At 70.5% G+C, this 23,741-nt stretch carries 31 protein-coding genes, 1 tRNA gene and 1 pseudogene; 16 read left to right on the top strand and 17 right to left on the bottom strand.

What is annotated here, in order from left to right; genetic code table 11:
• From MKK69_RS09060 to MKK69_RS09070, 4 genes and pseudogenes are all read right to left on the bottom strand, one after another.
• A partial coding sequence (locus MKK69_RS09060) for a tyrosine-type recombinase/integrase (protein ID WP_243967447.1) occupies positions 1-807 on the bottom strand: 807 nt, incomplete at its 3' end.
• 204 nt (positions 808-1,011) lie between these two features.
• A pseudogene (locus tag MKK69_RS31315) lies at positions 1,012-1,488 on the bottom strand (transposase); the annotation flags it as partial.
• Positions 1,489-1,530: 42 nt separating this feature from the next.
• Positions 1,531-1,875, bottom strand: a complete 345-nt coding sequence (locus MKK69_RS09065; protein WP_243967448.1) for a hypothetical protein — start codon at positions 1,873-1,875, stop codon at positions 1,531-1,533.
• On the bottom strand, positions 1,835-4,303 hold the full coding sequence (locus tag MKK69_RS09070) for an AMP-binding protein (protein WP_243967449.1): 2,469 nt from the start codon (positions 4,301-4,303) through the stop codon (positions 1,835-1,837). The genes MKK69_RS09065 and MKK69_RS09070 overlap by 41 nt, the downstream gene beginning before the upstream one ends.
• Positions 4,304-5,054: 751 nt before the next feature.
• Here MKK69_RS09070 and MKK69_RS09080 point away from each other — a divergent pair.
• Complete coding sequence (locus tag MKK69_RS09080) at positions 5,055-5,933, top strand: 3'(2'),5'-bisphosphate nucleotidase CysQ (protein ID WP_243967450.1); 879 nt, start codon at positions 5,055-5,057, stop codon at positions 5,931-5,933.
• Here MKK69_RS09080 and MKK69_RS09085 read toward each other — a convergent pair.
• Entirely contained in the window at positions 5,914-6,405 is a 492-nt protein-coding gene (locus tag MKK69_RS09085; RefSeq protein ID WP_243967451.1) for a YHS domain-containing (seleno)protein, read from the bottom strand. The two genes, MKK69_RS09080 and MKK69_RS09085, sit on opposite strands and share 20 nt — an antisense overlap.
• Positions 6,406-6,563: 158 nt before the next feature.
• Here MKK69_RS09085 and MKK69_RS09090 point away from each other — a divergent pair, with 158 nt between their 5' ends.
• The 7 genes from MKK69_RS09090 to MKK69_RS09120 all read left to right on the top strand — a co-directional run bounded on the left by MKK69_RS09090 (position 6,564) and on the right by MKK69_RS09120 (position 11,325).
• A complete protein-coding gene (locus MKK69_RS09090; RefSeq protein WP_243967452.1) occupies positions 6,564-7,196 on the top strand; it encodes a DUF1134 domain-containing protein in 633 nt (210 codons plus the stop codon).
• Between the two features lie 109 nt (positions 7,197-7,305).
• The gene (locus tag MKK69_RS09095; protein WP_243967453.1) at positions 7,306-8,037 is read left to right on the top strand and encodes a hypothetical protein; all 732 of its coding nucleotides are present in this window, start codon (positions 7,306-7,308) and stop codon (positions 8,035-8,037) included.
• 146 nt (positions 8,038-8,183) lie between these two features.
• Positions 8,184-8,486 carry a 3',5'-cyclic-nucleotide phosphodiesterase gene (locus tag MKK69_RS09100; RefSeq protein ID WP_243967454.1) on the top strand — a complete coding sequence of 101 codons (303 nt, stop codon included), beginning with the start codon at positions 8,184-8,186 and terminating at the stop codon, positions 8,484-8,486.
• A 149-nt stretch (positions 8,487-8,635) separates the two neighbouring features.
• Positions 8,636-8,986: an LPS translocon maturation chaperone LptM gene (gene lptM / locus MKK69_RS09105; protein ID WP_243967455.1), complete on the top strand. Its 351-nt coding sequence runs from the start codon at positions 8,636-8,638 to the stop codon at positions 8,984-8,986.
• Between the two features lie 127 nt (positions 8,987-9,113).
• Positions 9,114-10,382 (top strand): diaminopimelate decarboxylase, encoded by a 1,269-nt coding sequence (gene lysA / locus MKK69_RS09110; protein WP_243967456.1) that lies wholly within the window; start codon positions 9,114-9,116, stop codon positions 10,380-10,382.
• Entirely contained in the window at positions 10,379-11,221 is an 843-nt protein-coding gene (locus MKK69_RS09115; protein ID WP_243967458.1) for a glycosyltransferase family 2 protein, read from the top strand. Before lysA ends, MKK69_RS09115 begins: the two co-directional genes overlap by 4 nt.
• Positions 11,222-11,233: 12 nt before the next feature.
• Positions 11,234-11,325 (top strand) — tRNA-Ser (locus MKK69_RS09120).
• Between the two features lie 152 nt (positions 11,326-11,477).
• Here the strand turns inward: MKK69_RS09120 and MKK69_RS09125 are convergent.
• From MKK69_RS09125 to MKK69_RS09135, 3 genes are all read right to left on the bottom strand, one after another.
• Positions 11,478-11,702, bottom strand: coding sequence for a hypothetical protein (locus tag MKK69_RS09125; protein ID WP_243967459.1), 225 nt, complete (start codon positions 11,700-11,702; stop codon positions 11,478-11,480).
• A 269-nt stretch (positions 11,703-11,971) separates the two neighbouring features.
• Positions 11,972-12,187: a hypothetical protein gene (locus MKK69_RS09130; protein WP_147750054.1), complete on the bottom strand. Its 216-nt coding sequence runs from the start codon at positions 12,185-12,187 to the stop codon at positions 11,972-11,974.
• A 1-nt stretch (position 12,188) separates the two neighbouring features.
• The gene (locus tag MKK69_RS09135; RefSeq protein WP_243967460.1) at positions 12,189-12,533 is read right to left on the bottom strand and encodes a hypothetical protein; all 345 of its coding nucleotides are present in this window, start codon (positions 12,531-12,533) and stop codon (positions 12,189-12,191) included.
• Between the two features lie 164 nt (positions 12,534-12,697).
• On the opposite strand from MKK69_RS09135, the gene MKK69_RS09140 reads away from it, so the two are divergent.
• Together MKK69_RS09140 and MKK69_RS09145 are read left to right on the top strand one after the other, a co-directional pair.
• Positions 12,698-12,928, top strand: a complete 231-nt coding sequence (locus MKK69_RS09140) for a hypothetical protein (RefSeq protein ID WP_147750052.1) — start codon at positions 12,698-12,700, stop codon at positions 12,926-12,928.
• 46 nt (positions 12,929-12,974) lie between these two features.
• Positions 12,975-13,286, top strand: a complete 312-nt coding sequence (locus MKK69_RS09145) for a helix-turn-helix domain-containing protein (RefSeq protein ID WP_147750051.1) — start codon at positions 12,975-12,977, stop codon at positions 13,284-13,286.
• Positions 13,287-13,938: 652 nt separating this feature from the next.
• On the opposite strand, the gene MKK69_RS09150 is transcribed toward MKK69_RS09145, so the two are convergent.
• The 3 genes from MKK69_RS09150 to MKK69_RS09160 are packed head-to-tail and all read right to left on the bottom strand — an operon-like array spanning position 13,939 to position 15,124.
• Positions 13,939-14,178 carry a hypothetical protein gene (locus MKK69_RS09150; protein ID WP_147750050.1) on the bottom strand — a complete coding sequence of 80 codons (240 nt, stop codon included), beginning with the start codon at positions 14,176-14,178 and terminating at the stop codon, positions 13,939-13,941.
• Complete coding sequence (locus MKK69_RS09155; RefSeq protein WP_147750049.1) at positions 14,178-14,468, bottom strand: hypothetical protein; 291 nt, start codon at positions 14,466-14,468, stop codon at positions 14,178-14,180. The genes MKK69_RS09150 and MKK69_RS09155 overlap by 1 nt, the downstream gene beginning before the upstream one ends.
• A complete protein-coding gene (locus tag MKK69_RS09160; RefSeq protein ID WP_243967461.1) occupies positions 14,465-15,124 on the bottom strand; it encodes a hypothetical protein in 660 nt (219 codons plus the stop codon). The genes MKK69_RS09155 and MKK69_RS09160 overlap by 4 nt, the downstream gene beginning before the upstream one ends.
• Before the next feature lie 897 nt (positions 15,125-16,021).
• On the opposite strand from MKK69_RS09160, the gene MKK69_RS09165 reads away from it, so the two are divergent.
• From MKK69_RS09165 to MKK69_RS09190, 6 genes are read left to right on the top strand one after another with little or no spacing between them, the layout of a single operon-like run.
• Entirely contained in the window at positions 16,022-17,704 is a 1,683-nt protein-coding gene (locus MKK69_RS09165) for an AAA family ATPase (protein ID WP_147750071.1), read from the top strand.
• Positions 17,701-17,949: a hypothetical protein gene (locus MKK69_RS09170; RefSeq protein ID WP_147750047.1), complete on the top strand. Its 249-nt coding sequence runs from the start codon at positions 17,701-17,703 to the stop codon at positions 17,947-17,949. Before MKK69_RS09165 ends, MKK69_RS09170 begins: the two co-directional genes overlap by 4 nt.
• Entirely contained in the window at positions 17,937-18,524 is a 588-nt protein-coding gene (locus MKK69_RS09175) for a hypothetical protein (protein ID WP_243967462.1), read from the top strand. The genes MKK69_RS09170 and MKK69_RS09175 overlap by 13 nt, the downstream gene beginning before the upstream one ends.
• Entirely contained in the window at positions 18,517-19,149 is a 633-nt protein-coding gene (locus MKK69_RS09180; RefSeq protein WP_243967463.1) for a hypothetical protein, read from the top strand. The genes MKK69_RS09175 and MKK69_RS09180 overlap by 8 nt, the downstream gene beginning before the upstream one ends.
• The gene (locus MKK69_RS09185; RefSeq protein ID WP_147750045.1) at positions 19,146-19,586 is read left to right on the top strand and encodes a hypothetical protein; all 441 of its coding nucleotides are present in this window, start codon (positions 19,146-19,148) and stop codon (positions 19,584-19,586) included. Before MKK69_RS09180 ends, MKK69_RS09185 begins: the two co-directional genes overlap by 4 nt.
• Positions 19,586-19,921: a hypothetical protein gene (locus MKK69_RS09190; RefSeq protein ID WP_147750044.1), complete on the top strand. Its 336-nt coding sequence runs from the start codon at positions 19,586-19,588 to the stop codon at positions 19,919-19,921. The genes MKK69_RS09185 and MKK69_RS09190 overlap by 1 nt, the downstream gene beginning before the upstream one ends.
• Before the next feature lie 138 nt (positions 19,922-20,059).
• Here the strand turns inward: MKK69_RS09190 and MKK69_RS09195 are convergent, their stop codons facing one another.
• The 6 genes from MKK69_RS09195 to MKK69_RS09220 all read right to left on the bottom strand — a co-directional run bounded on the left by MKK69_RS09195 (position 20,060) and on the right by MKK69_RS09220 (position 23,729).
• Positions 20,060-20,599 (bottom strand): dATP/dGTP diphosphohydrolase domain-containing protein, encoded by a 540-nt coding sequence (locus tag MKK69_RS09195; RefSeq protein ID WP_147750043.1) that lies wholly within the window; start codon positions 20,597-20,599, stop codon positions 20,060-20,062.
• The gene (locus MKK69_RS09200) at positions 20,589-21,272 is read right to left on the bottom strand and encodes a DUF1937 family protein (RefSeq protein WP_147750042.1); all 684 of its coding nucleotides are present in this window, start codon (positions 21,270-21,272) and stop codon (positions 20,589-20,591) included. Before MKK69_RS09200 ends, MKK69_RS09195 begins: the two co-directional genes overlap by 11 nt.
• The gene (locus tag MKK69_RS09205) at positions 21,272-22,555 is read right to left on the bottom strand and encodes a LysR family transcriptional regulator (RefSeq protein WP_147750041.1); all 1,284 of its coding nucleotides are present in this window, start codon (positions 22,553-22,555) and stop codon (positions 21,272-21,274) included. Before MKK69_RS09205 ends, MKK69_RS09200 begins: the two co-directional genes overlap by 1 nt.
• A 69-nt stretch (positions 22,556-22,624) precedes the next feature.
• Complete coding sequence (locus tag MKK69_RS09210) at positions 22,625-23,176, bottom strand: hypothetical protein (protein ID WP_147750040.1); 552 nt, start codon at positions 23,174-23,176, stop codon at positions 22,625-22,627.
• Positions 23,176-23,352, bottom strand: a complete 177-nt coding sequence (locus MKK69_RS09215; protein WP_187275010.1) for a hypothetical protein — start codon at positions 23,350-23,352, stop codon at positions 23,176-23,178. Before MKK69_RS09215 ends, MKK69_RS09210 begins: the two co-directional genes overlap by 1 nt.
• Before the next feature lie 110 nt (positions 23,353-23,462).
• Positions 23,463-23,729: a hypothetical protein gene (locus MKK69_RS09220; protein ID WP_147750039.1), complete on the bottom strand. Its 267-nt coding sequence runs from the start codon at positions 23,727-23,729 to the stop codon at positions 23,463-23,465.
• Positions 23,730-23,741 lie beyond the last annotated feature (12 nt).

Here is a 23,741-nt window from a genome sequence, read left to right on the forward strand (position 1 = left end):
AGCGGCCGGGATGGTCCATGTCGCGCTTTCAAAACCGATTTCCGTCCATCTCGCGCCGAAAACTTCACCGCTGCGCGCTGCCGTCAGAATCAAAAATTCGAAGGCAAGCTTTGGAATTGTTCCGGTCCTGGCCTCTCCTAAATCCGCCATGAACCCCGGCAGCTTCGGATAGGGGAGGGCGGCAAAATTCGATGCGGACTTTGTCTGTTTTGCTAATCCTAACTCGGCGCCCTCAACGGGATTTTCGCCGCCGCGAAAGCCGTTAGCCTTTGCCCACTTGAAAACCGTAGAGAGACGTTGTCGAACGCGGCGGGCCGTTTCCGGCTTGTCGGTCCATATTGGCGCCAGCACTCGTACGACATCGGCTGTTTCGATGCGATCGACGCGCACGGTGCCGATTATCGGGACGGCGTAGGTCCGTAGCGTGTTGATCCACTGATCGCCGTGCTTTTCATTCTTCCAGCTTTTCTTGTGCTCGGCATGGACTGCATCGATGGCTTCCGCAAACGCGGGCACATGGCGTTGAGCTGCTCGCCGCTCGGCAATCGGGTCGCCTCCGCTCCGCGCCGATTTGCGGATCGCCGAAGCCTTCTCGCGCGCCTCCGCGAGGCTGACCGTTGCGGCACCCCCTAAGCCGATATCGCGTCGCCTGCCTTGCACCACGATGCGTTGGACCCACCGCTTCGCGCCGCTTTGTTCAACAACGAGGTAGAGGCCGCCCCCGTCCGTGTACCGTCCAGCGTCCCGCAAATTCCGAATGCCGACTGCTGTTAGTTTTTTCTCAGGATGTCGTCCGGATTTAGCCAATTTCCGCTCCCACATTTTATACCACATAATAAGTGGGATGGTGTGGAATGTAAACGCACGGCGTGGGACGGAGATTGATCGTAAGTCACTGGTTTAAATGTAAAAACGGCATGACATGGGGCTAAGTGGGGCGCCGGTTCTAAGGACCCCCTCTCCGCCAATCATGCTAAAGTTCTGATCGACGAAGCCCTCTCTCTACGCTCCCGTCTCCGCCTGCACCGCGTCGGTCAGGCGATCCACCGCGCCGCGATCGTCGGCCTTGGCCGGGGTGATATGTGGCGCCGCCACGTGGCCGAGCGTTTCCACCGCCGGGTGAACCTTCGAGCCCCGCTTGCTCCTGTCCCCGTCCTAGCTCGCCGCCCTCGTCCGAGGAGCGCAGCGTCCGCCTGTTCAACACCGCCGGCTCCCCGGGCCCCGCAGCGCCCCGGCCGGGTCTGTAAAGCACGCCGCGGCCCGCCCGAGCGCTGCGCCGGTTGATACACCGCCGCCCGCAGCAGCAGGGCGTGCGGCATGAACCGCCAGGGGGCGCCCGGCTTCACGATGAACCGCAGACCGTTGAACACCTCGCGCCGCGCGTGGTCGCGCTCGCGCGAACGCTTCGGCCACAGCGCCCGATGCGGCGCGCCCAGCCCCCATTCCTCACCGGACACGCGCGGGATAGGTGGGATGATCCAGGCCCATCCCACCCAAACGCAAACAACACCCATCAGTTCGCAGCACGCGCTAGAGCTCGGCGGAACTAAACCCCAGTGACTTATAATAGGCGTCAGCTTTCGAGCGAATGCTCAGCTGCCTGCTGTCGAGGAATTGTCCGTGCGGCGTGCTGAAACCCGCAAAGAACAGTTGATAGACCGGCTTGTCGGTGGAGGGCTTGCCCCAGGCCCCCGTCATCAGAATGCATTCGTAGGTCCGCTCGTCGACGAGTTCGAGATTGAGCGTATTGATGTGCGTAAAAGGCTTGCCGAGGCGGCGCAATTGCGTGGTGATGTAGAACACGCTTGCCGGCACGCCGATGATCAAGAAGCGGTCATACGCACCCAAAACCGCGTCGACGAGATCCTTGTCCATTAGCCAGCAGCAGAAATGCGGCAGGTCGATCAGGGTCCGCCGCCCGGGGAAGGTCGGACGCCTGGGCGGCGGATCGCGCAGCAGGCCCTCCTCGATCCGCGAGACCAAGGCTCGGCGGGGCGTAGACGACGTTATCGTGACGGTGGTTGACCCGGTCGATGACGTCCCACTGCCGGGTCAGATCCGTGAAAATCGGCAGCGTGGCGATCTTCAGGACATCGGCACCGAGATAACCGGCCAGGCGGTCCAGACTCGTGTCGTGATCGTCGCTCAAATCCTGACCGAACTGTACCGAGATCGGCAGCAGATGGTGCTTCAGGGTATAGCGCTGCCAGCGATACGCCAGCATCTCCGTTCCGGCCTCCCGGATATTCATCCGGTTGAGCAACGGGTAAACCTGCTCCTTGGCGAAGGCAATCTCGGCCACGTCGTCGACGAGGAGCAAGCTCGCCCCTTTCACAATCGCCAAGACCTCATCGACCATGTCCAGGGATTCGCCCGTGCCATCCGTCCGGAAATAATCGCAGACGATCAGATCGTTGAGCAGGACCTCGCTCGGCGGAACACAGACGTGCTCCAACGACACGGGGCAGCCCAGCAAGGCGGACCAATGTTCAAGCGTCTCCGGGCTGATGCCCTCGACGATCCCGCGGTCGCACAGCGCGACGATCCTGATTCCGTCCTCGGCGCTGTCGGCTTCTGCCGCGGCGTCGCTCGCGAGGATCTCGTTGATGGAGCGACGCGTATCGATGGCGCGGCCGTGATGCGACGCGATGATGGAGATCAGGACGCGGCCGAGGGAGTCCAGGCAATCCGCGACGGGCTCGTCCCGTGGCACGTGCGGGAACAGGGCGTCGAAGTCATCGGCCAGCGAGGTGCGTCTGCTCGACCGCACGTGCGTGACATGCGCCTTCCACCGTTCGAGCGTCGCGCGCCGGTTGGCTTTTCCGGATGAGGTTTTGACGATGAACCGACTCGGAACGAAGTGGATCTGAACGACCTCGATGCCGGTCAGATCGGACAGCTTCCTCTGCAGCGCGCCGGCATCGGTCCGCGCGAAGAACGTTTCGTCTTCGATGAAGGCGATCGGCAGCTCGGTCCCAAGCTCGTCCGAGCGCTCGGCGCAGACGACGGCGCGGCCCCGGGATTCGGGCACCAGCGTCTCCACGGCCCGGTCGAGGTCGTTCAGCATGTATTTGCGGCCCGCGATGTTGAGCACGTCACCGGTGCGGCCGGTGACGATCAACGCCCCCCCGTGCAGGAAGCCGGCGTCCCCCGTCGGGTAGAATCCCCGCGCGTCGGCGATCTCGGCACCGCCCAGGTAGCGGCGCATGGCGGTCGGGCTCGTCACGAAGATCTGCCCGTCGCGGATCTCCAGCTCCACTCCGGGGATCGGGGCGCCGCACGAGACGAGGCGGCGCCCGTCATGCTCGACGATCGAGAGGGCGTCCGACTGCGCGACGGCGAAGACGTTCTCGGCCATCGCATAACAGGACGCGAAGGTGCTCGGATCGAGGGTGTGCGCAGCCAGGAAGCGCTCGGCGGTCTCCGCGTAGACCGGTTCGGAACAGGAGACCCAGCGCCGCATCGAACCCAGATCGCCGGCCGGCTGTCGCGCCATGATCTCGAAGCCGAAATTGGGCATGTAGCAATACGTGCCGCGGTGGGCCGCGATGGCGTCGAACAGCAGCTTCGGCCGGCGGACCCAGGTGATCGGGTCGATCATCACCACGGGCACCCCCAGGACGAGGGGCATCAGAAAGCAGGCGACGAACCCCATATCGTGATAGAGCGGCAACCAGGACACGCAGACATCGTCCGAGCGAAGCCGCATGATCGCGTTGTAGGCCCCGACATGGGCCTCGACTTGGCTGCGGGTGAACGCCAGCGCCTTGCGATGTCCCGTGGTGCCGGAGGAGAGCTGCAGGATCGCCCGCGCCCGGAACGCGAAACGCTGCCCAACGCCGCTCCCCTCGGGGAGGTGATCGATCCCGAATGGGACGGCGAGATCCGGCAGCAGGTCGGCGATCTCGGGCGCGCAGACCACGTGGTCGAGCGTCGCGAGCGTGACCGAATTCGCCACCGACGCGCGCCAGGCCGCCCGGTCCTGCTTCTCGGTGGGGTACTGCAGGATCAGCGGCTCGAACCCCGCCGACACGAGGCCAAGCCAAGCCACGATCAGCGCGGGCTCGGAGCGGAATACCAGGCCGATCCGCTGTCCGGTCAAGTCCTGCCGGAAGCGCAGCGCCGCGGCTTCGGCCAGCCGCCTCAGCTCGACGGCCGGCATCGTGCGGCTGCCGTCCTCTGACACGAAGGTGAAGTCGCACAGCTTCAGGTCGAACGCCGGGCCCGGATCTGCCGTGTCGCCCCGCGATGCGGATCGGTCCCGAGCGCCCAGAAGACTGGCAACCCACCGCTTAAGCCGCATGATCATCTCGTCTGAACCAAGGCTTCCGACGCCGGCGGAGTTCGGCCCGGGCGCGGGGCGCACCTTCTGTCGCATCGTCGATCGACGGGCGCGGAGCAACGATATGCGGCTGAGAGGACGCGGTCTGCACCCAACGGGCTACCTCGACGCATGCGCTGGGACCGGCGGCGGCGCGCACCGACGGAGATCGGGACCCACCGCGGCACGCTCTAGACGGACCCATCACGAACGTACGGTTGCCGGTGGCGTGGAGTTGCGTCGGCGCCCGCGTGCCACGGGCTCGATCAAGAAGCACATCCGCCGCGCAGCGGCCTGTTACATGGCTTTCGGCAGCCGATCCACACATCCTTCACGCGGATCGCCCGCCCGGCGGGCGCTCGGCGAGATCCTCCGGCACCGCGCCCGGCTGCCCGAGGATCGTCACGCCCTCCGGCCGGCCGGCCGGTCTCATCGTCGGCCAGGATCCTGAGCGCCGCCGCCCCCGGCACCCGCCTGCGGAGGGTCTCGGCCTCCTTCAGCGCGCCGAAACCGGTCTGCGCCGGCTCTGGTCGCGCCAGTCGGAACCGCTCGAATGCCTGCACGCAGGATGCACCGACGTTGAACCTGCCCCCGCAGGGCGGCAGGCCACGCGCTGTCGCCGCTCCGGAGGACGGGGCCCGCGCGCCCAAGTGAAACCGCGACACGACTTCGCCCCGGAAACGGTCGACATCGCGCCGCCCCTAGGGCATTCAGAGTGGTCTTGGGAGGAACCATGACCGGCGCAGCGACGATCTCGGGACCGGAGCGCGAGCGGATCGCCGCGGCGCTCGCCGAGATCGCCTGTGCGGCCGGCGAGATCCTGCGCGGCTATCACCGGGCCCCCTGCCCCCACGCCCTGAAGCCCGACGGATCGCCGTCGAGCGCCGCCGACATCGAAGCCGAGGATCTGATCGTCGCCGCCCTGGCCGGACGGTTCCCCGGAATCGCGGTGATCGCCGAGGAGCGCCACCGGGACGGCGCGGCGCGGCCGGGCGAGATCTTCTTCCTGGTCGATCCCCTGGACGGCACCCGCGACTTCCTGGCCGGGACGCCGGACTACTCGGTCAACATCGCCCTGGTGGCGGGCGAGCGCCCGGTGGCGGCGGCCCTGGCGGCGCCGGGGCTCGGCCGGGTCTGGTGGGCGGGTCCGGCGACCGTCGAGGCCCCGGTGATCGCGGGACGGCCGGGCGCCGGGCGGCCGGTGCGGACGCGGCCGGTGCCCGAGGCCGGCCTGCTGGCCCTCGGCAGCCGTCGGCACGGCGACGCCGCCACCGCCACCTGCCTCGCCGCCCTGCCGGTGCTGGAGACGCGCCAGGTCGGTTCCGCCGTCAAGTTCGGCCTGATCGCCGCCGGTGAGGCGGACATCTACGTGCGCTGCGGCCCGACCATGGAATGGGACACGGCGGCCGGCGACCACATCGTGGCGGCCGCCGGGGGGTGCGTGGTGGTGCCGGGGGGCGGCCCGATCCGCTACGGGCGGCACGGATCGGATTACCGCAACGGGCCCTTCGCGGCGATGGGTGATCCGTCCCTGGCCCAGCGCCTCGCCCTGCCGGCGTCCTGCGGGACCCGCGGACCGGACCGGCCGCCGGTCACCGCGGCGGCGTCGTAGGCGGCACGTCCAGCAGGCCCTGCAGGCCCGGCCATGCCGCCTCCGCCTGCCCGGCAAGGCCGGGATCGGCCAGGAACCGGGCGCGGCGCACGGCATCCCGGAACAGGTAGAGCCGGCCGCCGAGCACCGCGAAGATCAGCGGATCGGCATCCACCAGCCGGCCCTCCAGGATCCCGGCGGCGTCGTAGCCCCCGAGCCGCGGGGCGTAGGCGGCCGGATCGTCCCGGAAGGCCGCGCGGTTGGCCCCGTTGGCGAAACGCCAGACCCGCCCGCCCCAGGACACTTCGAACCGGCCCGTGCCGGCGGTTGGTCCGCCCTCCAGAAAGTAGCTGACCGGATCGAAGCCGTTGAGCGTCAGCAGGGCGAACCCGGCCCCCGCCGGCTCGGCCCGCGCCGGCGGCGCCATGGCCAGGGTCAGGGCCGCGCAGAGGACGAGCGCGCGGGGTGCGGGATCGGGACGCGTTAACCACATCTTGCGGATTCCCTCGGAAGCTGGTCCGACTCGGGCGCCCGCGGGACGCGGGCCCAGACGGAGCAGGGCTCCCGGGCCGCGGCCGATGCCGGCGCGGCGGACGGGAACGGACAGATCCATCGCACGAACCGTTAATCGAACCGGGCGAGGAGACAACGATGACGGCACGAGACGATCGCGGAACCGACCGCCGCCGCCTGCTGCGCGCGGGCCTCGCCCTGGCACTCGGCACCCCGCTGGGCGCTTCCCTGGCCGGCCTCGGCGGCGCGGGCGCCGCCCTGGCGCGCGGGGCGGACCCGGATACCCCCGAGACCTTCCGCCCCGGCGAGATCGTGGAATCGGGCCACCGGTTCTTCGGCTCGGTCTCCCGCGGCCTCGCCCTGACCGTCGAGGAGGCGGGCCGGCGCTGGGGCGAGCCGAACGGCTACATCCTCGGCCAGGAGGGCGGCGCCGCGGTGGTGGCCGGCCTCCGCTACGGCGAGGGCACCCTCTTCACCCGCAATGCCGGCCAGCGGCGCATCTACTGGCAGGGGCCGTCGGTGGGCTTCGACGTCGGCGGCGACGGGGCGCGCACCATGATGCTCGTCTACAACCTGCCGAACGTGCGCGACCTGTACCGGCGCTTCGCCGGCGTCGACGGCTCGGCCTACCTGGTCGGCGGCTTCGGCATGACCGCGGTGGTCAACGACCGGATCATCGTGGTGCCGATCCGCAGCGGCGTCGGCGCCCGGCTCGGCATCAATGTCGGCTATCTGAAATTCACCCGGGAGCCGACCTGGAACCCGTTCTGATGGATCGGTGGAATCGGATTTCACCCTTCCGATCAACCTGGGCTAGAGTGGAGACGGGTCGGGTCGTCCGGCCGGATACGCGGGCTGTTCCCTCGTGATCGAAACGGCGATGATCTTCGCGCTGGGCTTCCTGGCGGCGAGCCTGTGCGGCCTCCTGCTGCTGCCGGCCCTCAACGCCCGCGCCGCCCGGCTGGCCCGGCGGCGGGCCGAGGCGCGCCTGCCCCTGTCGCCGGCCGAGATCGCCGCCGAGCGCGACTTCCTGCGCGCGCAATTCGCCGTGCAGCAACGCCGCCTGGAGCGCCGGGCCGAGACCGCGGAGGCCAAGCGCCAGGCCGAGATGGCGGCGCTCGGGGCGGGGACCATGCGGGTCGCCGCCCTCGCCCGCGACGTCGCGGCGCGGGACGCCGACATCGCCCAGGCCCAGGCCAAGACCCGGGAGCTCGAGACCGAACTCGCGCTGGCCCGCGAGGACGGTACGGCGAGCCTCGCCACGCTCCAGGCCCTCGAAGAGGCCCATGCCGACTTGCTCGACAGTCTCCTGGGGCTGCGCCGGGGTGAGACGACGGCGGCCGGCCCGGATGCCGCGGCCGTGGCGGCGGAGCGCGACGATCTGCGCGCGAGCCTCCGGGCGGCCGAGGAGGCGCTGGCCCTGACGGTGGCGGATCGGCAAGGGGATCGGCAGGGGGACCGCCAATCGGACCGCCAATCGGACCGCCAAGCCGGCATCGAGCGGGAGAACGCCGATCTGCGCCGGCGAATCGCGGATGTGGCCGACGCCCTGACGAATCCGGGCCGGATGCCCCGGGCCGCCTACCCGGTCGCGCAGGCCGAACGCGTCTGACCCGGATTCGGGCCCGCCGGACGGCCCTGCCGGGCGCGTCGGACGCGAAAACCTGGGACCCTCGCCTTGTTTCGACCACGCGGAGGCCCCATCGCAGCGCGGACTCGCTCAACATCGTCCCTGTCCGAAAGATGGTACGGATACCCATGCGCCTGAAGCCCATCGTCCTCGCCGTCGTGGCGACCGCTGCCCTGGCCCTGCCGGCAGCGGCGCAGCAATCGAAGCGCGGCAACGAGACCCTGAAGAAGTACTGCACCGGTGACTACCTGACCTATTGCGGCAACCTGGCCCCCGACGATCCGGCCACCGATGCCTGCTTCCAGAAGAACTGGAAGAAGCTCAGCGAGAACTGCCGCCGTGCGATCGACGCCTACGAGGCCGAGCAGGGTCAGGACGCGCCCGCCAAGGGCCGGCAGGGCGCGCAGGGCGGGAAGGAACGCCGCGGCTGAGGCCGAAGGGCCAACGCGGTTCCGGCCCGGCCCTGATGCGGGCCCGCCTGTTGCGGGCCTGCGCTCGCGCCGGCGCGCGGCAACCGCTAAGGTCGCGCTTCCGCCGGCCCCTCCGCGTGCCGGTGCCGAGCCCGCCGGACCCTCGCGCGATGTTGTCGAACCCCGCCCTCAAGCTCCTCGCCGCGGCCGGCCTCATCGCCCTGGCGGTCTCCGCCTGCGGGCGGCGGGGCGCCCTCGAACCGCCCCAGACCGCGGCCCCCGCCGCCGCCGCCGCGCCGGCGGCTTCGGATGCGGTGAACGGCCGCCGGACCCTGCCGGTCTCCGTGGGCCTCGGCGGCGGCGCGCCGGAGCCGGATGCGGCCTCGGTGCGTGCCGGCGACGAGCTGTCCGGGGCGGCGGTGCCGCCGGGGGGCACCGACGCGCCGGTGCAGACCAGCCGCGGCGCCCGGCGCGGCTATCGTATCCCGAAGGAACCTTTCATTCTGGATCCGCTGCTGTAGAGGGCGGGGGCCGGAGGGCCGCGCCATCGCAGCGCTCTCTTGGCGATCCGGTCGCCGGAGCGCTCCGCGGCCGGATGTTTCACGGGAAACAGCCCGCTTCTCCGCGCGCAGACGAGACACGGCCGAGATGCACCATTTCCACTATCGCGACGGCCGCCTGCAGGCCGAGGACGTCGACCTGACGGGCCTCGCCGCAGAGGTCGGCACGCCGTTCTACTGCTACAGTACCGCCACCCTGGAGCGGCATTACCGCGTGTTCGCCGAGGCCTTCGCGGGCGACGACGCGCTGGTCTGCTTCGCCATGAAGGCGAATTCCAACCAGGCCGTGCTGCGCACCCTCGCGGCCCGGGGCGCCGGGATGGACATCGTCTCGGGGGGCGAGCTGCACCGGGCGCTGGCGGCGGGGGTCGATCCCGGCAAGATCGTCTTCTCGGGCGTGGGCAAGACCCGCGCCGAGATGGCGGCGGCGCTGAAGGCCGGCATCTTCTGCTTCAACCTCGAGAGCGAGCCGGAACTCGCGGCCCTGTCGGAGACCGCCACGGAACTCGGCCTCACGGCGCCGGTCTCGATCCGCGTGAACCCGGACGTGGATGCCGGCACCCACGCCAAGATCTCCACCGGCAAGTCCGAGAACAAGTTCGGCATCCCGATCACCCGGGCGCCTGCGGTCTACGCCGCGGCCGCATCCCTGCCGGGCCTCGCGGTCTACGGGGTCGACATGCATATCGGCAGCCAGATCACCGACTTGGCGCCCTTCGCCGGTGCGGCGCGCCTGCTCGCCGACCTCGCCCGGCAGCTCCTGGCGGCGGGCCATCCCCTGCGCCACATCGATTTCGGCGGCGGCCTCGGGATTCCCTACCACGACGACAACGCCCCGCCCCCGGACCCGGCCGCCCTGGCGGCGACCCTGCGGCCGCATTTCGCGCCGCTCGGCCTGCGCCCGGTCTTCGAGATCGGCCGGATGATCGCCGGCAATGCCGGGATCCTGGTGACCCGGGTGCTGTACGTGAAGCGGACAGAGGGGCGCACCTTCGTGATCGTCGATGCGGCGATGAACGACCTGATCCGCCCGACCCTGTACGAGGCCCATCACGGTCTGCGGCCCGTGGCCGAGCCGGACCCGGAGGCGCCGCGCATGGTCGCCGACGTGGTCGGCCCGGTCTGCGAGAGCGGCGACTACCTCGCGCTCCAGCGGGAGATGCCGGCGGTGCGGGCGGGCGATCTGATCGCAGTGATGAGCGCGGGCGCCTACGGGGCGGTCCAGTCCTGCACCTACAACACCCGGGCGCTGGTGCCGGAGGTGCTGGTGCGGGGGGACCGCGCCGCCGTCGTGCGCCCGCGCGTCGAGGTCGAGGCGCTGATCGCCCTCGATCGGGTGCCGGACTGGCTGGCGTGAGCGGCGCATCCGCGTCGGCGGTGGCGGCCGCTGGCCCCCTGCCCCTGTCGATCTTCGTCATCGCCCACAACGAGGCGGACCGGATCGGCGCGACGCTCCGGGCGGTGCGCGCCCTGACCGACGACCTCGTGGTGGTCGATTCGGGTTCCACCGACGGCACGCAGGCTTTGGCCGCCTCGCTCGGTGCGCGGGTGATCCACAATCCGTGGCCGGGCTACGGGCCGCAGAAGCGCTTCGCCGAGGAGCAGTGCCGGCACGTCTGGCTGCTGAACCTCGACGCCGACGAGGTGGTGCCGGAGCCCCTCGCCCGGGAGATCCGCGGCCTGTTCGCGGCGGGCGAGCCGCGCCGGGCCGCGTGGCGGATCGGCATCGCCGAGATCTTCCCCGGCGAGACGCGCCCGCACCCGCTGGCCTACACGCTGACCCCGGTGCGGCTCTACCGGAAGGATCGGGGCCGCTACGCCGCCTCCCCGGTCCACGACCGGGTGGCGCTGGAGCCGGGGGTGGCGGCGGGACGGCTCCGGGGTGTGATCCACCATTTCTCGGTGCGCTCGCTCGGCGACCAGCTCGACAAGCTCAACCGCTACTCGGACCAGCAGGCGGACGACCTGGAGGCCCGGGGGGTGGTGATCCCGAGCTGGCGCGTCTTCGTCGAACTGCCGGGCAATTTCCTGAAGGCCTATCTGGGCCGGCGCCACGTGGTGCGCGGCACCTACGGCTTCCTGACGGCGATGAACTACGCGATCGCGCGGCACCTGCGCATCGCCAAGCACTACGAGCGCCGCCGCCTGGCCACGGTCCGCCGGGATCGGGTTGACCCGCCCGGCCCGACCTTCTAGAGCCAAGGCGCCGGAGACGTGGCCGAGCGGCTGAAGGCACTCGTTTGCTAAATGAGCATACCCAGAAATGGGTATCGAGGGTTCGAATCCCTCCGTCTCCGCCACCCATGCGTGGCCCCGAAAAGCGAAGCGATTTCAACGGGTCGCAAACATCTACGCCGATCCTCGTACCGCACACGTACCGCAAATCGCCGGCCCGTGCGTACCGCGCCGGGGGCCGCCATCCACAAGGATCGGCCGCCCGATCCTTCCGCACTCACCGCCCCGCGGCCCGCGCCGCGTCCCGGTCCCGGCGCTCCCGCCCCAACTTTCTCGCCAGGTCGGCCGGCCTCGATGCCCGCACGTAGCCGCGGCTGACCTGCCCAGACACGGTCGCCAGTTCCTGCAGGGCGTCGCCCAGCGCCCGCCGCAGAGCGTCGCGCGCGTCGCCGTCGGCCGCCTCCAGATAGGCCTGCTCCATCTCGTCCACGGCGCGCTCCATTGATTCGTCCATCAGAACAAATGGAGAACAAATCCGCCGCGGAGTCGATCCCTGGCCGCGGCATTTCGCGACCTCCAACGTATCGCGGACGGGACCGTATCGGCCGTGCCGCATCATCTACGGAACGCCCCGGCGCGGACCGGCGGGCCGACGTCGGGCGCACGTGCGCCCATGTGCTCCCGTGTGCGCCTTCCGTATACCCTAGGCTATACTTTCCGAATTCGAGCGCCGTTGCAGTCGTTTATGGGTCAGGTATAGCAACGGTCATATTACGGGATCGGCGTTACCAGTGTTCCTTGCCCGTTCGGCACCTTGTCAACCAGTGGCCGCCCCTCGATACGGATGAGACCGCCGGTCCGCATAAGGGCGGCGTGGGCTTCGGCCATCTCCTCGAAGGTCAGGTACCGATCGGCGGGAGGCAGGTAGGGCGCAGCCTCAATCGCCTCGCTCAGGGGGATGACCTTGAAGATGTCGGACATCGGCATGTCAGGCCTCCGCCTGTAGCAACGCGATCGCCTCGAAAAGCTGCTGGTCAGGCAATGGGGCGGTCTGCTGGCTGAGGACGTCCTCCAGGATGGGGATCACCTTGGCGAGGCGCCCGGCCGGGACGACCCGCTCGACGAGGCGAACCTCCCGCCGGGACAGCGGCTGCTCATAGTCCGAGCCGATCTCCGTGATCCCGTACGGCTCGTCACCCTGGAACGAGATGGAGGCTGGCTCCAGCGGCACGCCCTCGCACGTCTCGACCCACCAGAACTCGTCCGGGCGGTTCGGCACGGGCTCGGGCTGCGGCTCGCGCCTCGGCAGGGGCCACCCGAAAGATGCGGTCACGTTCATCGTCCCCTCCCTCAGCTGAAAAACGACCCGCACGCCGGCAGCCCGCCGCCGCGGCGGATCCGGGCGTCCTCGTGCGTGAAGCGGTCCAACGACAGTTCGGTGTGCCCTCCCCGCGGGAGGCCTTGCGCCGGCGCCGGGACGGCCCGAGAATCGTGGGCATGCGCTACGTCCTCGACATCAACCCGAGCCGCCGCGAGCCTGGCCGGCTGAACGTTCAGCTGACCGTCGGCCCGAGCGGCTGCCCCGTCCTGCTGGACACCCTGGACGGGCCGGAGATCCCCCGCGCCGTCATGGAGGCTCTCAGCCAGGATTTGGCGATCCGCCTGACGGGCGAGCCAGGCGGCGTGCCCGGGGTTGCCGGCGAACCGCTTGGAGAGCCGGGCGAGTAGGGCGGGCGACAGCGTCCCTTGCGAGGGACGGTGGTAGCTATCCGACATGCGCATCGACCTCGCTGAACTCGGCCCCGCCATCCGCGCCCGCAGGCTCGCCCTGCGGATGCCGCTCGCCCGCCTCGCCGATCAGGCCCGGATCCCGCGGGGACAGCTCGCCGCCCTGGAGCGCGGCGAGATCGAGGACCTCCCGTTCGGCCGGCTGCAGCGCGTCCTCGTCGCCCTCGGCGCCGACATGTACCTCGGCACCTTCAACCACGGCCGGCCGACCCTGGATGAGATGCAGCGGGCGAACGACGCCGCGGAGCGCATCGACCGCCGCTCGACCGGCCTCGACCTGTGGTTCTACGGGCCCTGACGTTGCCGGGGCTGGAGAGCGGCAAACGTAGAACAGACCCGTCATGGCCATGACCGAGGCGTAGGCCGCCAGCGTCACGGGATCTCCGGATCGGGCGGGATCCAAGACCGTGCCGTCGTTCAGCATGACGACAAGATGGCCGCCCGGGCCGCCAGCATCCACGAGGCAGAGGTGCACGGGGGGCCACGGGGCCGCGGGCCAGACGTCGCGCTTCGCCTGTGTGAGTTGGTGGACGCGGAACAGGTGCTGGACCGCGTACCCCTGAGCCGCCAGGAACTCGCTCCAGGCGCCATCAGTGAGGCCTCGGCCCGGATCCCCGATCTCGGCCCTGACATCATCGTAGGTGCGCCCCAGGACTGTCGCCAGGCACGCCACCGCACATCCGAACCTGTCCTTCTGCTGGACGGCCTTGACCTCGCGCATTCTCCAGACGTGCTTCGCGTGCCGGGTCATCCCTTCCTCCTCGCGGCGGCCTTCGCGCGCCTGCAGACATCCCAGCACTCGGCGTTCCCCTCGGCCCGATCGAGGCATCCCCCGTTGCACCGGGCGTAGGCCCCGAGCATGCGGGCGAACGCCGGGTCGGCGGGCTCGCCTGTCAGGTACGGGGCGACGGCCTCGCGGGCCCGGGCCGGCGCAGGGGTGGCGGGGCGGCTCATGCCGCGGCCCGCTCCGGGTAGAGCAGGTTGAAGCGGGCGAGGCGGTCCCGGGCCACGCGGATCGCCTCGGCGGCCGTGCGGTAGGCCAGCATCGACTCGCCGGTCAGCTCGCCGCGCTTGTCGACCATGGCGAAGCGGGACGCGAACTCGTCCTCGGCGATCGCCTCGTCGAGGTGCGCCTGCAGGCCCCGGCGCGCCAGGGCGATCATGTCGAACTCGGTGGGCTCGATGGTCATCACTCGGCTCCCGGATGCGCCGGCGTCGGCGTGTTGTCTGTCCTGAGCAGCCGCGGATCGACCTTGCGGCCCCGCGGGGTGACGGCGACCTCTCCGGCCGCGGTGAGCCGGATCCGCAGCGGGCCGGCCCCGGCCACCAGGCCGAGGGTCACCAGCCGCAGCCACGTGTCCGCCAGGAACGGCAGGCGCTCGCCGGCCGCGACGACGCCACCATGCCTGTCGATCGCCCCCTCGCCGCCGGCCGCGCGCAGGGCGGACAGGGCGTCCCGCTGGGAATCCGTGAGGGTCATGGGGTGTGGATCGCCCAAGTCGGACGAGGCACGTCCTTGGCGATCTCCTCCACCAGCTTCTTCTTCGGCTGGGGCAGCGAGGTCGCGAACCCGCTGTGGTTCTCACCGGTGAGGGCATCTAGGCCCCGGAGGAGCCAGTGCTTGAGCGAGGGCCCGTTCTCGATCGGGCGGCCGCGACGGGCCATGCCCTCGATCTCGGTCACGACCTCCCGGATCCGGGTGATCGCCTCGGGCAGGTCCACCTTGGCGTCCCGGCCTCGACCTTCCGCGAGTTCGCGAACCTCATCGACGATGTCGTAGATCTCGAATTCGTGCCGGGGACCGTGCAGGTGGTGGACGATGTTCCGGATCCCGACCTCCCAGCGGTTCTCGCGGGCATGGTTCGGCAGTGGTCCGGTCAGACGCGCGAAGCCGGCATCCACCAGCCCCCTGGCAACCGCGAGCACGTCGAGGTCGAATATCGTCGGACCGCGACGGGCATCCTTCAGGATGAAGTCCAGAGCCTGGAAGTCGCCCAACGCCCGCAGCTTGGCGACCCGTGACGCATCGGCGTCCTTGGCCCGTACGTCGGCCAGCATGCCGTCGAAGTAGTCCCGCTCCGCCTGGGGCAGCCCGGCGACCGCGCGCGCCATCTCGGCGACCTGTTCGATTTCCATGGAGGCTTGCCTCGAATAAGCGGCCATGACCCGAGCGCCCCGGTCATGGCCTTCACTGCGGCGGTCGCTGCCGGACGACACTGAGGAGGCCGTCGGAACCCTCACCGGCATCCCCCGGTGCTGAGGCCTCTCCCAGGCAACTGAGAGGAAGAGGCGTGCCCCTCTGTTCGTCCGGGACCTGAGTGATCCCGGCTCGCCGCCGCGGGCCATCCACAGGGTCGCACCGGTTCCGGATTCGTACAGAGGCGCGCAAGCAACACCGAACCGACATCCGAGACGTACAGACGGCCGGGGACTCCCCAATACTGTCGGGCGGCAGCATCTTCGGGTCATGCAGCGGCCAACACGGCGCTGCCCCCGCCCTGGTCGCGGGGATGACACTGGCTGGCCCCCTCGTGCACGAGGTGACCCTGCCCCCTGCAGAAGACATGCAGGGATGAAACATTCAGGCAGCCGAATGGCCGCCCGTCTCGACCTTCCCTGCCTCGGCGGGGATGACACGCGGCTTATCCCGGAGTGCGCGGGAAACGGCCTCCCCCGCCAGGTTGAGCGGGGATGACACTCCCTGGACCGCAAGTGCAGCGGCTACCGCGGGCAAATCCCCCGCCCGGTTCGGGCGGGATCGACAAGGGAAGGCCTCGGGGAAACCCGGGGCCTTCTCTGTTACAAAGTGATGACCGATCCGCTGATCTGTCATCATCTTGTAACGCCGCCCCCAGAGCCCAGGGATTTCTTTACCAGGTCATCGATCGCCCGTTGCCCCGGGATTCCTCGTCTGTCATGGTCCTCGCCATGAGCACGCTCCTGAAATCGAAACGCGCCGCCTTCCTCGCCGCCTGAGCCCAGCGCTCGGCGCCCTGCGCGTCCTCGATCCAGTGAGTATCCCCCGTGTCCAAGATGAATGCCTCGGCCGTGAAGGCCGTGCGGAAGCACCTGTCCGCCTACACGCAGCCCCGCTGGCACACGCCCGGCAACCCGCTCCCCACGACCGTGGAACTGCTGTCCGGCGCCGAGTTCGTCGACGGCTCGGCGCTGGTGGACATGGAGGCTGTCCTTCGGCCGCTCATCGCGCCGGAGAGCAAGCACCGGCTGCCGAAGGGCCTGGCGCGGGCCATCAGGGCCGCGCTCGCCAAGCCGCGGATCAGCACCCTGCGCGCCCTGGAGGCCGAGTGCCTCGCCATCGTCGAGCAGGCGGAATCCGGCGACGCGCCGGTGCTGTCCGAGACGCTGGTCGTCATCCGCGACATTCACGAGCGGGCGGCCGTCTACGGCGCGGCGCTGGGCTGCGAGCATGCCTGCGCGCGCTGCGCGGTCCTGTGCACGCGCTACTGGATGCAGCGGCCGCACCACAGCTTCGTCGACGCCATCACATACGGCCTGATACGGAGCACGGTCGACTACCTGGCGACGGCCGACTCGCCCTGCATCGACGATGGCGAGAGCTATCTCCCCGAAAGCAGGCACATCCAGATCGACATCCTCGACAAGTCGGTCTGGGGCCTCGCCCACGTGCTGGGCGTCGTGCACGAGGCGATCGCCGCCGGCGAGATCGGCTCGGTCGACGCGCTGAACGAGGAGTTCGCCGCGATCGAGGCGGCCGCCGTCGCCGAGGACCGCGCCGGAATCGTGCGCCGGCCCGCCGAGAAGGTGGAGCCCCGCCCCGATCCGGTCGACGGCGGGCTCGACCTCGACGGGTGGCTGCCGACGGGACCGGGCCTACGGGTCGTCGGCGACGTCTCCCACGTCAGGAAGGGGTCCAAGGGGGACGACCCGGTCAAGGAAGCCGAGGCGATCGTCGGCAAGCGCCTGCCGCTCGTGATGCCGCCGGACGACCTGGCGGCGGTGCGGGCCGAGCTGCTGGCCGAGTTCCCGCACTGCGCGCGCATCATCGACCGGCTCCTGCGCCCACTCGCGATGCAGGACTCGATCCGGCTGCCGCACGTCCTCCTGTGGGGACCTCCGGGCGGGGGCAAGACCCGGTTCGCCCGGCGCCTCGGCGAGGTTCTGCACCTGCAGCCAGCGGTCTATTCGATGGCCGCCGCGATGGATGCCATGACAATTCTCGGAACAGCGAGGGGCTGGGCCACCGCAAATTTCTCGGCGCCAGTCCGGGATCTGATCAGGACGAAGATCGCCAACCCGGTCCTGATCGTCGACGAGGCCGACAAGATGAGCACGTCGCGGCACAACGGCAACGCGGCGGACGCCCTCGTGAATATGCTGGGGTCAGAGACGTCGGAGCGGTACCGCGACATCTATCTGACCGCCGACGTCAATATCTCCCGCGTGCAGTGGATCCTCACGGCCAACGGCCTCGCCACCGTCCCGCGGGCACTGCTCGACAGGTGTCTTGTCCTGCGCGTCGACGAGCCGGGTCCGGAGCACCTGCGCACGCTGGCGACGTCGATCCTGGAGGACGTGAAGGCCGACCGCGGCCTGGACGATGTCTGGGCACCCCCGTTCGACGGCGTGGAATGGGCTGCCCTGGAGGAGAACTGGTCTCAGGGTGGCAGCCTACGCGCCCTCCGCCGCCTGATCGAGGTCGTCCTCGACGCCCGCGAGGGGGGGCCCCGCCAATGAGCGTCGTCCTCTCCGAGCTGCGCGCCCTGCGCGCCGACGTGGAGGCCGACGTCGAGATGGAGCGCGTCGACGCCCACCTCGGCCGCGGCGTCCACGGGTACCTGGGGGCACTCGCCCGCCTCGTCGCCGACGGGGACCGGGATCCCACCCGGGCCCTGAACGAAGGCCGCTCGGCTGCGGGATTCCTCCGCGCCGTCCCCCGCCTGCCAGCCCCCCGCCCATGGAGCGACCGATGCCGCGCGTGATCCCCCACGAGGCCATGCAGTTCCTCCGCGGCGCGCTGGGCGATGACGGCGCCATCGGGATCGCCGTCGAGGGCGTCGATCAGACCCCGGCGGGCCCCCGCGTGCGGTTCGTCGTGCCCCGCCTGCGCCGGGCCCGCGTCGACCCACAGCGCGTGCCGGACCGCGATTCGATCTCGGAGCTCGTCAGCCGGATGGTCGCGATGCGCTGGCGCTACGGCGCCGCGCCGCGCCCCGTCCCGGTCGAGAGCGGCCTCGTCCTGATGGAGACGCACCCCGAGATCTACAGCGGCCCCACGGAGACCGGCGACGGCTGGCACTGGCTTCTGGCCACTGTCGCCGAGTGGATCAAGGAAGGCGGGGTCCCGGCGGAGTGGCAGGACGAACAGGTCAAGGAGAAGTACGGGACGCTGCGGTTCTACGCGAGCGGCGTCGACGGCCGCACCGCCAGGATCCTCGCCGGTGCGGAGTGGGTGTCCGGAGCGGTGTGCGAAACCTGCGGCGCCCCGGGGCGGACGCAGGCGAGCGGGTGGGTCAGGACGGCGTGCGACGCCCACGCCGAGACGCACCGTGGCTGACGTCTACCGCAACCTCACCCGGCGGGCGTGGTCCATCCGGATCGCGGGCCGCGTCGTCGGGCACGTCCCGGCGATCGCGCTCGCCGGCGTGACGCTCCGGACCTCGGAGGCCTCCAGGCTCCGGTGCCTGCGCCTCGGGATCCGCGACGTCCACGCATGGGCCCGGGGCGTCCCCGTCCCGGGACTGCCCCGGCCGGCGGATGCGGTCCGGATCCGGTACCGGGTCGACCGCCCCGGGTTCCGGGATCCGGATGGCCGTCCCGTCGCCCTAGCGGATGCTTGCTGGTTCGAGGCTGACGGCAGCGCATGGTGCCTTGCAGGGCCGGGTGAGAGGCTGGGGGCGGGAGGGACCGACATGGCCAGACCTGACGACCGCAAGATCCTGAGCTCCGACCTCGCGCACGTGTCGCGCGCCGGGCTGCTGGATGACTGGGCATTCCAGCGCGCCGGCCGCCGCGGTGACGGCCTCGTCCTCGTCGGGACCGACGAGCAGGGGCGCGTCCGGGAGACCGGCGCCGTCCAAGGTTTCGACGTCGAAGCCGGCTGGGCCTGGGTGACGGGCACGGGACTGCTCCGCCTCGGCACACCCCGATCCGCCATCCCCACGACCGGAGTGACGCTGTGAGACCACGCGACCTCCGCCCCGACGAACTGGTGGAGATGGCGCTCCGGCGCGCCCGCCTCCGCGAGGTCCTGGAGAACCTCCGGACCGACTGGAATCCGGGCGTGGCCGCCGTCGCCGCGGCCCCCTATCTCGACCGGTGGGAAACCGCCCGGCACCCATGGACGGGCCAGCCTTGCCTAAAGGGTACGGTCTACGGCCACCCGGTCCATGGCGATGCCTTCCTGACGACCAGCGCCATCCGCCACGAGGGCAACGGGTTCGCCATCACCGAGAGCTCGGGGCGGCTCTACGTCCTCGGCCGAGAGGACCGGCAGCACAAGCGCACCCGGATCCTGAGCGGCCGCCGCGGCGCGTTCCGGCCCGCTCAGGCCGCCCCGCCGCCCCCGTCCGAGGACACCCACGACGACCTCCCCGAACTCGAAGGACCCCCGCTGTGATGCGTACCCTGTTCCTCGCCGCGGCCGTCGCCGCCATCGCCACGCCGTCCCTCGCGGAGGATGTGACCTGGCTCCTGCCCGCCCCCGGGTTCTATTGCCCGATCGGCGAGAACGTCATGCCGATCCGGATCAAGGAGGACGGCGGAATGGTGATCGACTCCCTGGACTGCGGGAGGGTGCGCCTGGAAGGCGGCCAGGTGCTGTCGCCGTCGTGCGTCACGAACGGCGGCGACCGGGTGCCCTACACGACCGATCTGGAGGTCCTGCCCTCGGGCGCGATGGTGCACGATGGGGTGACGTTCCGGCGCCGCGACGGCCGGCCGCCCTGCCCGTAGGCCGACGTCGGGCGCACGTGCGCCCGTGTGCGCCTTCCGGTTAGCCTATGCTATACTTTCCGAATTCTTGCGGCCTGAAAGCATCTTAGCGGTCAGGTATAGCAACGGGCATAATCCCGGATCCGCGTTACCACTCTTTCAGGCGGCCTTCACGACCGGCATCGAGCTCGCGTCGTAGGCCTTGAGGATCCGGATGGTCTCGGGGCTGCGGATCCGGCCGTCTAGGAACGTCCCGGCGTCGATCGCATCCAGGAGGATCGCGCAGGTCGCCCGGATGTGGGCGAGGTGGCTGACGCCGGACTGGTCGTCCGCGTCCTCGCCGGCGGTCCACAGCGTCAGGTGCCGCTCGATGGCGCCGACGTATGTCTCGGCGTCGATCGGGTCGGTGCGCCAGTTGTGCCGTCCGTAGGCCTTGGCCGGGCAGTCGGCGCCGAGCCCGAGGACGGCCGCCTCCTGCACCAGTGCGATGCGCGGGATCAGCTCCAGGGGGAGCTTGCGGATGCCGACGGTGCGCTTCGGGTTCTCGCGCGGCGCCGGGGCCGCGTCCTGCAGGGCCTCGATCGCGGCGCGAGCGTCGTCCTCGTAGGGGCAGGGCTTCAAGGTGTTGACGCAGCAGCTGTCGCCGAGTCCGCACAGGGCCGCGGCGACCAGGTGCACGGTGTTCGCGTTACTTGGCATAGAACGCCCCGATCATGTCCTCGCCGGCCAGCCAGCCGGCCGGGGCGGTGACCATGGTGCCCGGGGTGAGGTGCAACGGCTCGACCGGCTGCACCCTCGTCCCGGCCGGGAGGTGGATCTCGGTGAGGCCCTTCAGGACCTCCAGGGTGGTCTCGCCGGCGTAGGGCTTCTCGGGCAGCACCGCCGTCCAGACCTCGCGCATCAGGTCCGGGTGGAACAGCGGAAGCGCCGGGTAGCCCTCGTCCGGCCCGGCTTCCATCGAGCCGATGGCGTAGGCGCCGCTGTCGTGCTGGCCGACGGGCTGGACGTAGTAGACCGGTAGCCGGGCCTCGTGGGCCCATACGATCTCCTGCGCGATGCCCTTGGACCGCTCCCACCCCGGCAGCATGACGACGACGACGAGCTGGCAGGCCAGCAGCATGGCCTTGTCGCGGATCATCCAGTCGGCGTGCGTGAGCTTCGCGCCGCCGATCGCCTCGACCCCGTAGGAATCGGCGATCGGCGAGTAGACCGCGAGCGGCGTGCAGGCCTGCAGCGCGGCCGCGGCCCTGCAGGCGTCCTTCCAGGCCATCTCCTTCGTCGGGTACACCGTGAAGGGGCTCGCCATGTAGATGCGGCTGCCGATGGCGTGCTGCAGGCAGGCGCGCAGGGCGACGTTGTCGGTGCGGATCATCAGGCGTTCCCCTCGGGCTGCGCGTCGAGGATGGCCTCGCGGGCTCGCGACACCTCCCCGTAGGCGCGGTGATAGGTGATGGTCTGGATCGAGCGCCCGGACAGGAGGCCGGCGCCATAATGCCAGGCGTCCTGCGCCACCGGCACCTGGTGGGACTCGGCCACGACCGCGCCGGCCTCGAAGCCCAGCAGCCGCTTGTGGTGGATGTGGAAGCCGTGAGCGTAGCGGAACCGTGTCAGGCCCCAGTCCTCGGCGCGCCGGGCCGCCATGACGCCAGGCAGGTCCTGGAGCTTCGTCTCGTAGCCGTTAGTGGCGGCCAGCATCACCCGGCCGAACCGGGCGTACCAGAACAGCGACGGGTCGAGGTCGACGGCGACCCGGGGCTCGTTGCGGTACAAGGCGTAGAGGAAGTGGGCGATCGCGACGGCGCAGTGCTCGTCGTGGTTCCCCTTGAGGATCCGGACGACGACGCGGTCGTGCCTGCGCAGCATGGCATCGACGGTCCGGACGGTGAGCCGGGAGGCGACGTCGAACACCTTCGGGTACCGGCCGTCGACGTCGAGCTGGTTTCCGGACCGGGCGGTGCGGTTGTCCTGGTTGTCGGCGTGCATCAGGTCGCCGCCCCCGAGGACGACGCCGAGGCCCGAGGCCGGGGACCGCTCGACGACGTTCTCGACGGCGCGGCCGATGACCTCTTCGGCGATCTTCAGGTCCCAGTCCGTCCCGGTCTCGCGGCCCAAGCTGTGCGCCCCGATGTGCCAGTCGGCCAGAGGCAGCAGCGTCAGCAGGTCGGCTCCCGCGGCCGCCGGCGCCGGGATCGGCTCGTGCCGGCCCTCGTAGCCCTCGAAGGCCGCCTTGATCGCCTCGATGACGTCCTGAGGGTCCCGGCCCTCGCGGGTCTTCACCCATTCCTGGGTCACCCGGCCCGAGGAATCCTTCAGGATGGACACGCCCTTCAGCACACGGCCGGCTGGAATTTCAGCCAGGCGGCCCGGGGCCTTGGACTGGGTCACGTACCCGCGGGCGACGTCGCCGTGCCTGTCGAGGACCGCCGTCGTCCGCTTCAGCTCGAAGCCCGGGAGCACCGACTTGGTGCCGAGTTCCCCGCGATAGGCACTGAAAGCCCGTTCGGTATCATTACTCTGCACCGTCCCTGAGAGCCGTTTGACGCGCTCCCAGACGCTCGATCGGGCCATCCCGAGGGCCTTGGCGGCGGCCCGGACGGAGCCGGCGTCCCGGACGGCGGACAGGATCTGGTCGTCGGTGGCGCGTGCGGCGGTCATCAGGCGGCCTTCCGGGTGAGTGTCTGTGCCATGGCCTCGGCCTCGCGGACCCGACGCTGGGTGGACGCGTTACGTCAGGGCGACCATCCGGACCGACCAGCGCCGCAGCATCCGCAGCAGGGCATCAGGCTCGACCGGGAAATCCCAGGCCGGTGCGGGGGCCGGGCGGATCGGGACGACCCAGGGCGACGTCGCCGTCTGCCGGGCCTCCAACCTTGCGAGCCTGGCGGCCATCTCCTCGATGAGGTGTTCGTGGCTGGCCAGCCTACGCAACAGGTCGGCGACCTGGTCGACCTCGGCCGGGACGATGGGGGTGGCCCGGGGCGCCGGAGCCGACTGGCGCTCGACAAGCCGTGGGGCCGGCATGGGACGCGGGGGACGGGCTGGCGGGGCCTCGACCTCCTCGACCTCGGGCCCGGCGGGCCGGGGGACGCGCCTCCAGGTCTCGCCGGCCACCTTCATGCGGCGACCTTCCTGGGCAATCGCGTGGATGAAGGCGTAGGCCCAGTGCCAGCGCTCGCGGGCGATGCCGAGGCCGTAGCCGTCGACGATCTCGGCCACCTTGCGCGGGTCGATCTCGCCGCAAAGCTGGCGGAATGTGCCGTCCTTGGGGCGGGCCATCAGGACCTCCGGGTCACGGGATTGCGGAAGGTGGAGGCGGCGAGGCGCTCGCCGGCGTCGGCGATGACGTTCCGGATCGCGGCCTCGCCGTAGCGCTGGGCGGGCCCCTTCGTCGGGGACACCGACCGCAGCAGGGCGATCTCGGCCTTGAGGAGGGTGATGTCCGAGGCGGTCATGCTGCGCGCTCTGGGCCGTAGCCGCGCAGCTCGCGGAACCGGCGCACAAGCCGGGCGAGCTCCACTGCCTTGTCCCCGATGAGTTCGACGGTCGCGATCCCGTCGCAGTCCTAGTCCGTGTCGCTCGCGACGAGGATCAGGGCGAAGCCCCGGGGCCCGGCGACCTGAACCAGTTGGTCCGCCCGATGCGGCAGGCCCTCCGATTCCAGCCAGGCGAGGATCGTCGGGGTGACGGTCGCCAAGACCTCGGCGACGTACGCGGTGGCGGGCAGGCGCCCGCGCAGGTCCTCGACGATCGAGGGGACTGTCTGGCACCCAGCGGCGGCCGGCGTCGCCGCCAGGGCCCCCAGGACGAGGAAGGCGGCGAGGCGGGTCACGCGGTGGGCGGG

Source organism: Methylobacterium sp. J-026, assembly GCF_022829585.1.
GTDB lineage: Bacteria > Pseudomonadota > Alphaproteobacteria > Rhizobiales > Beijerinckiaceae > Methylobacterium.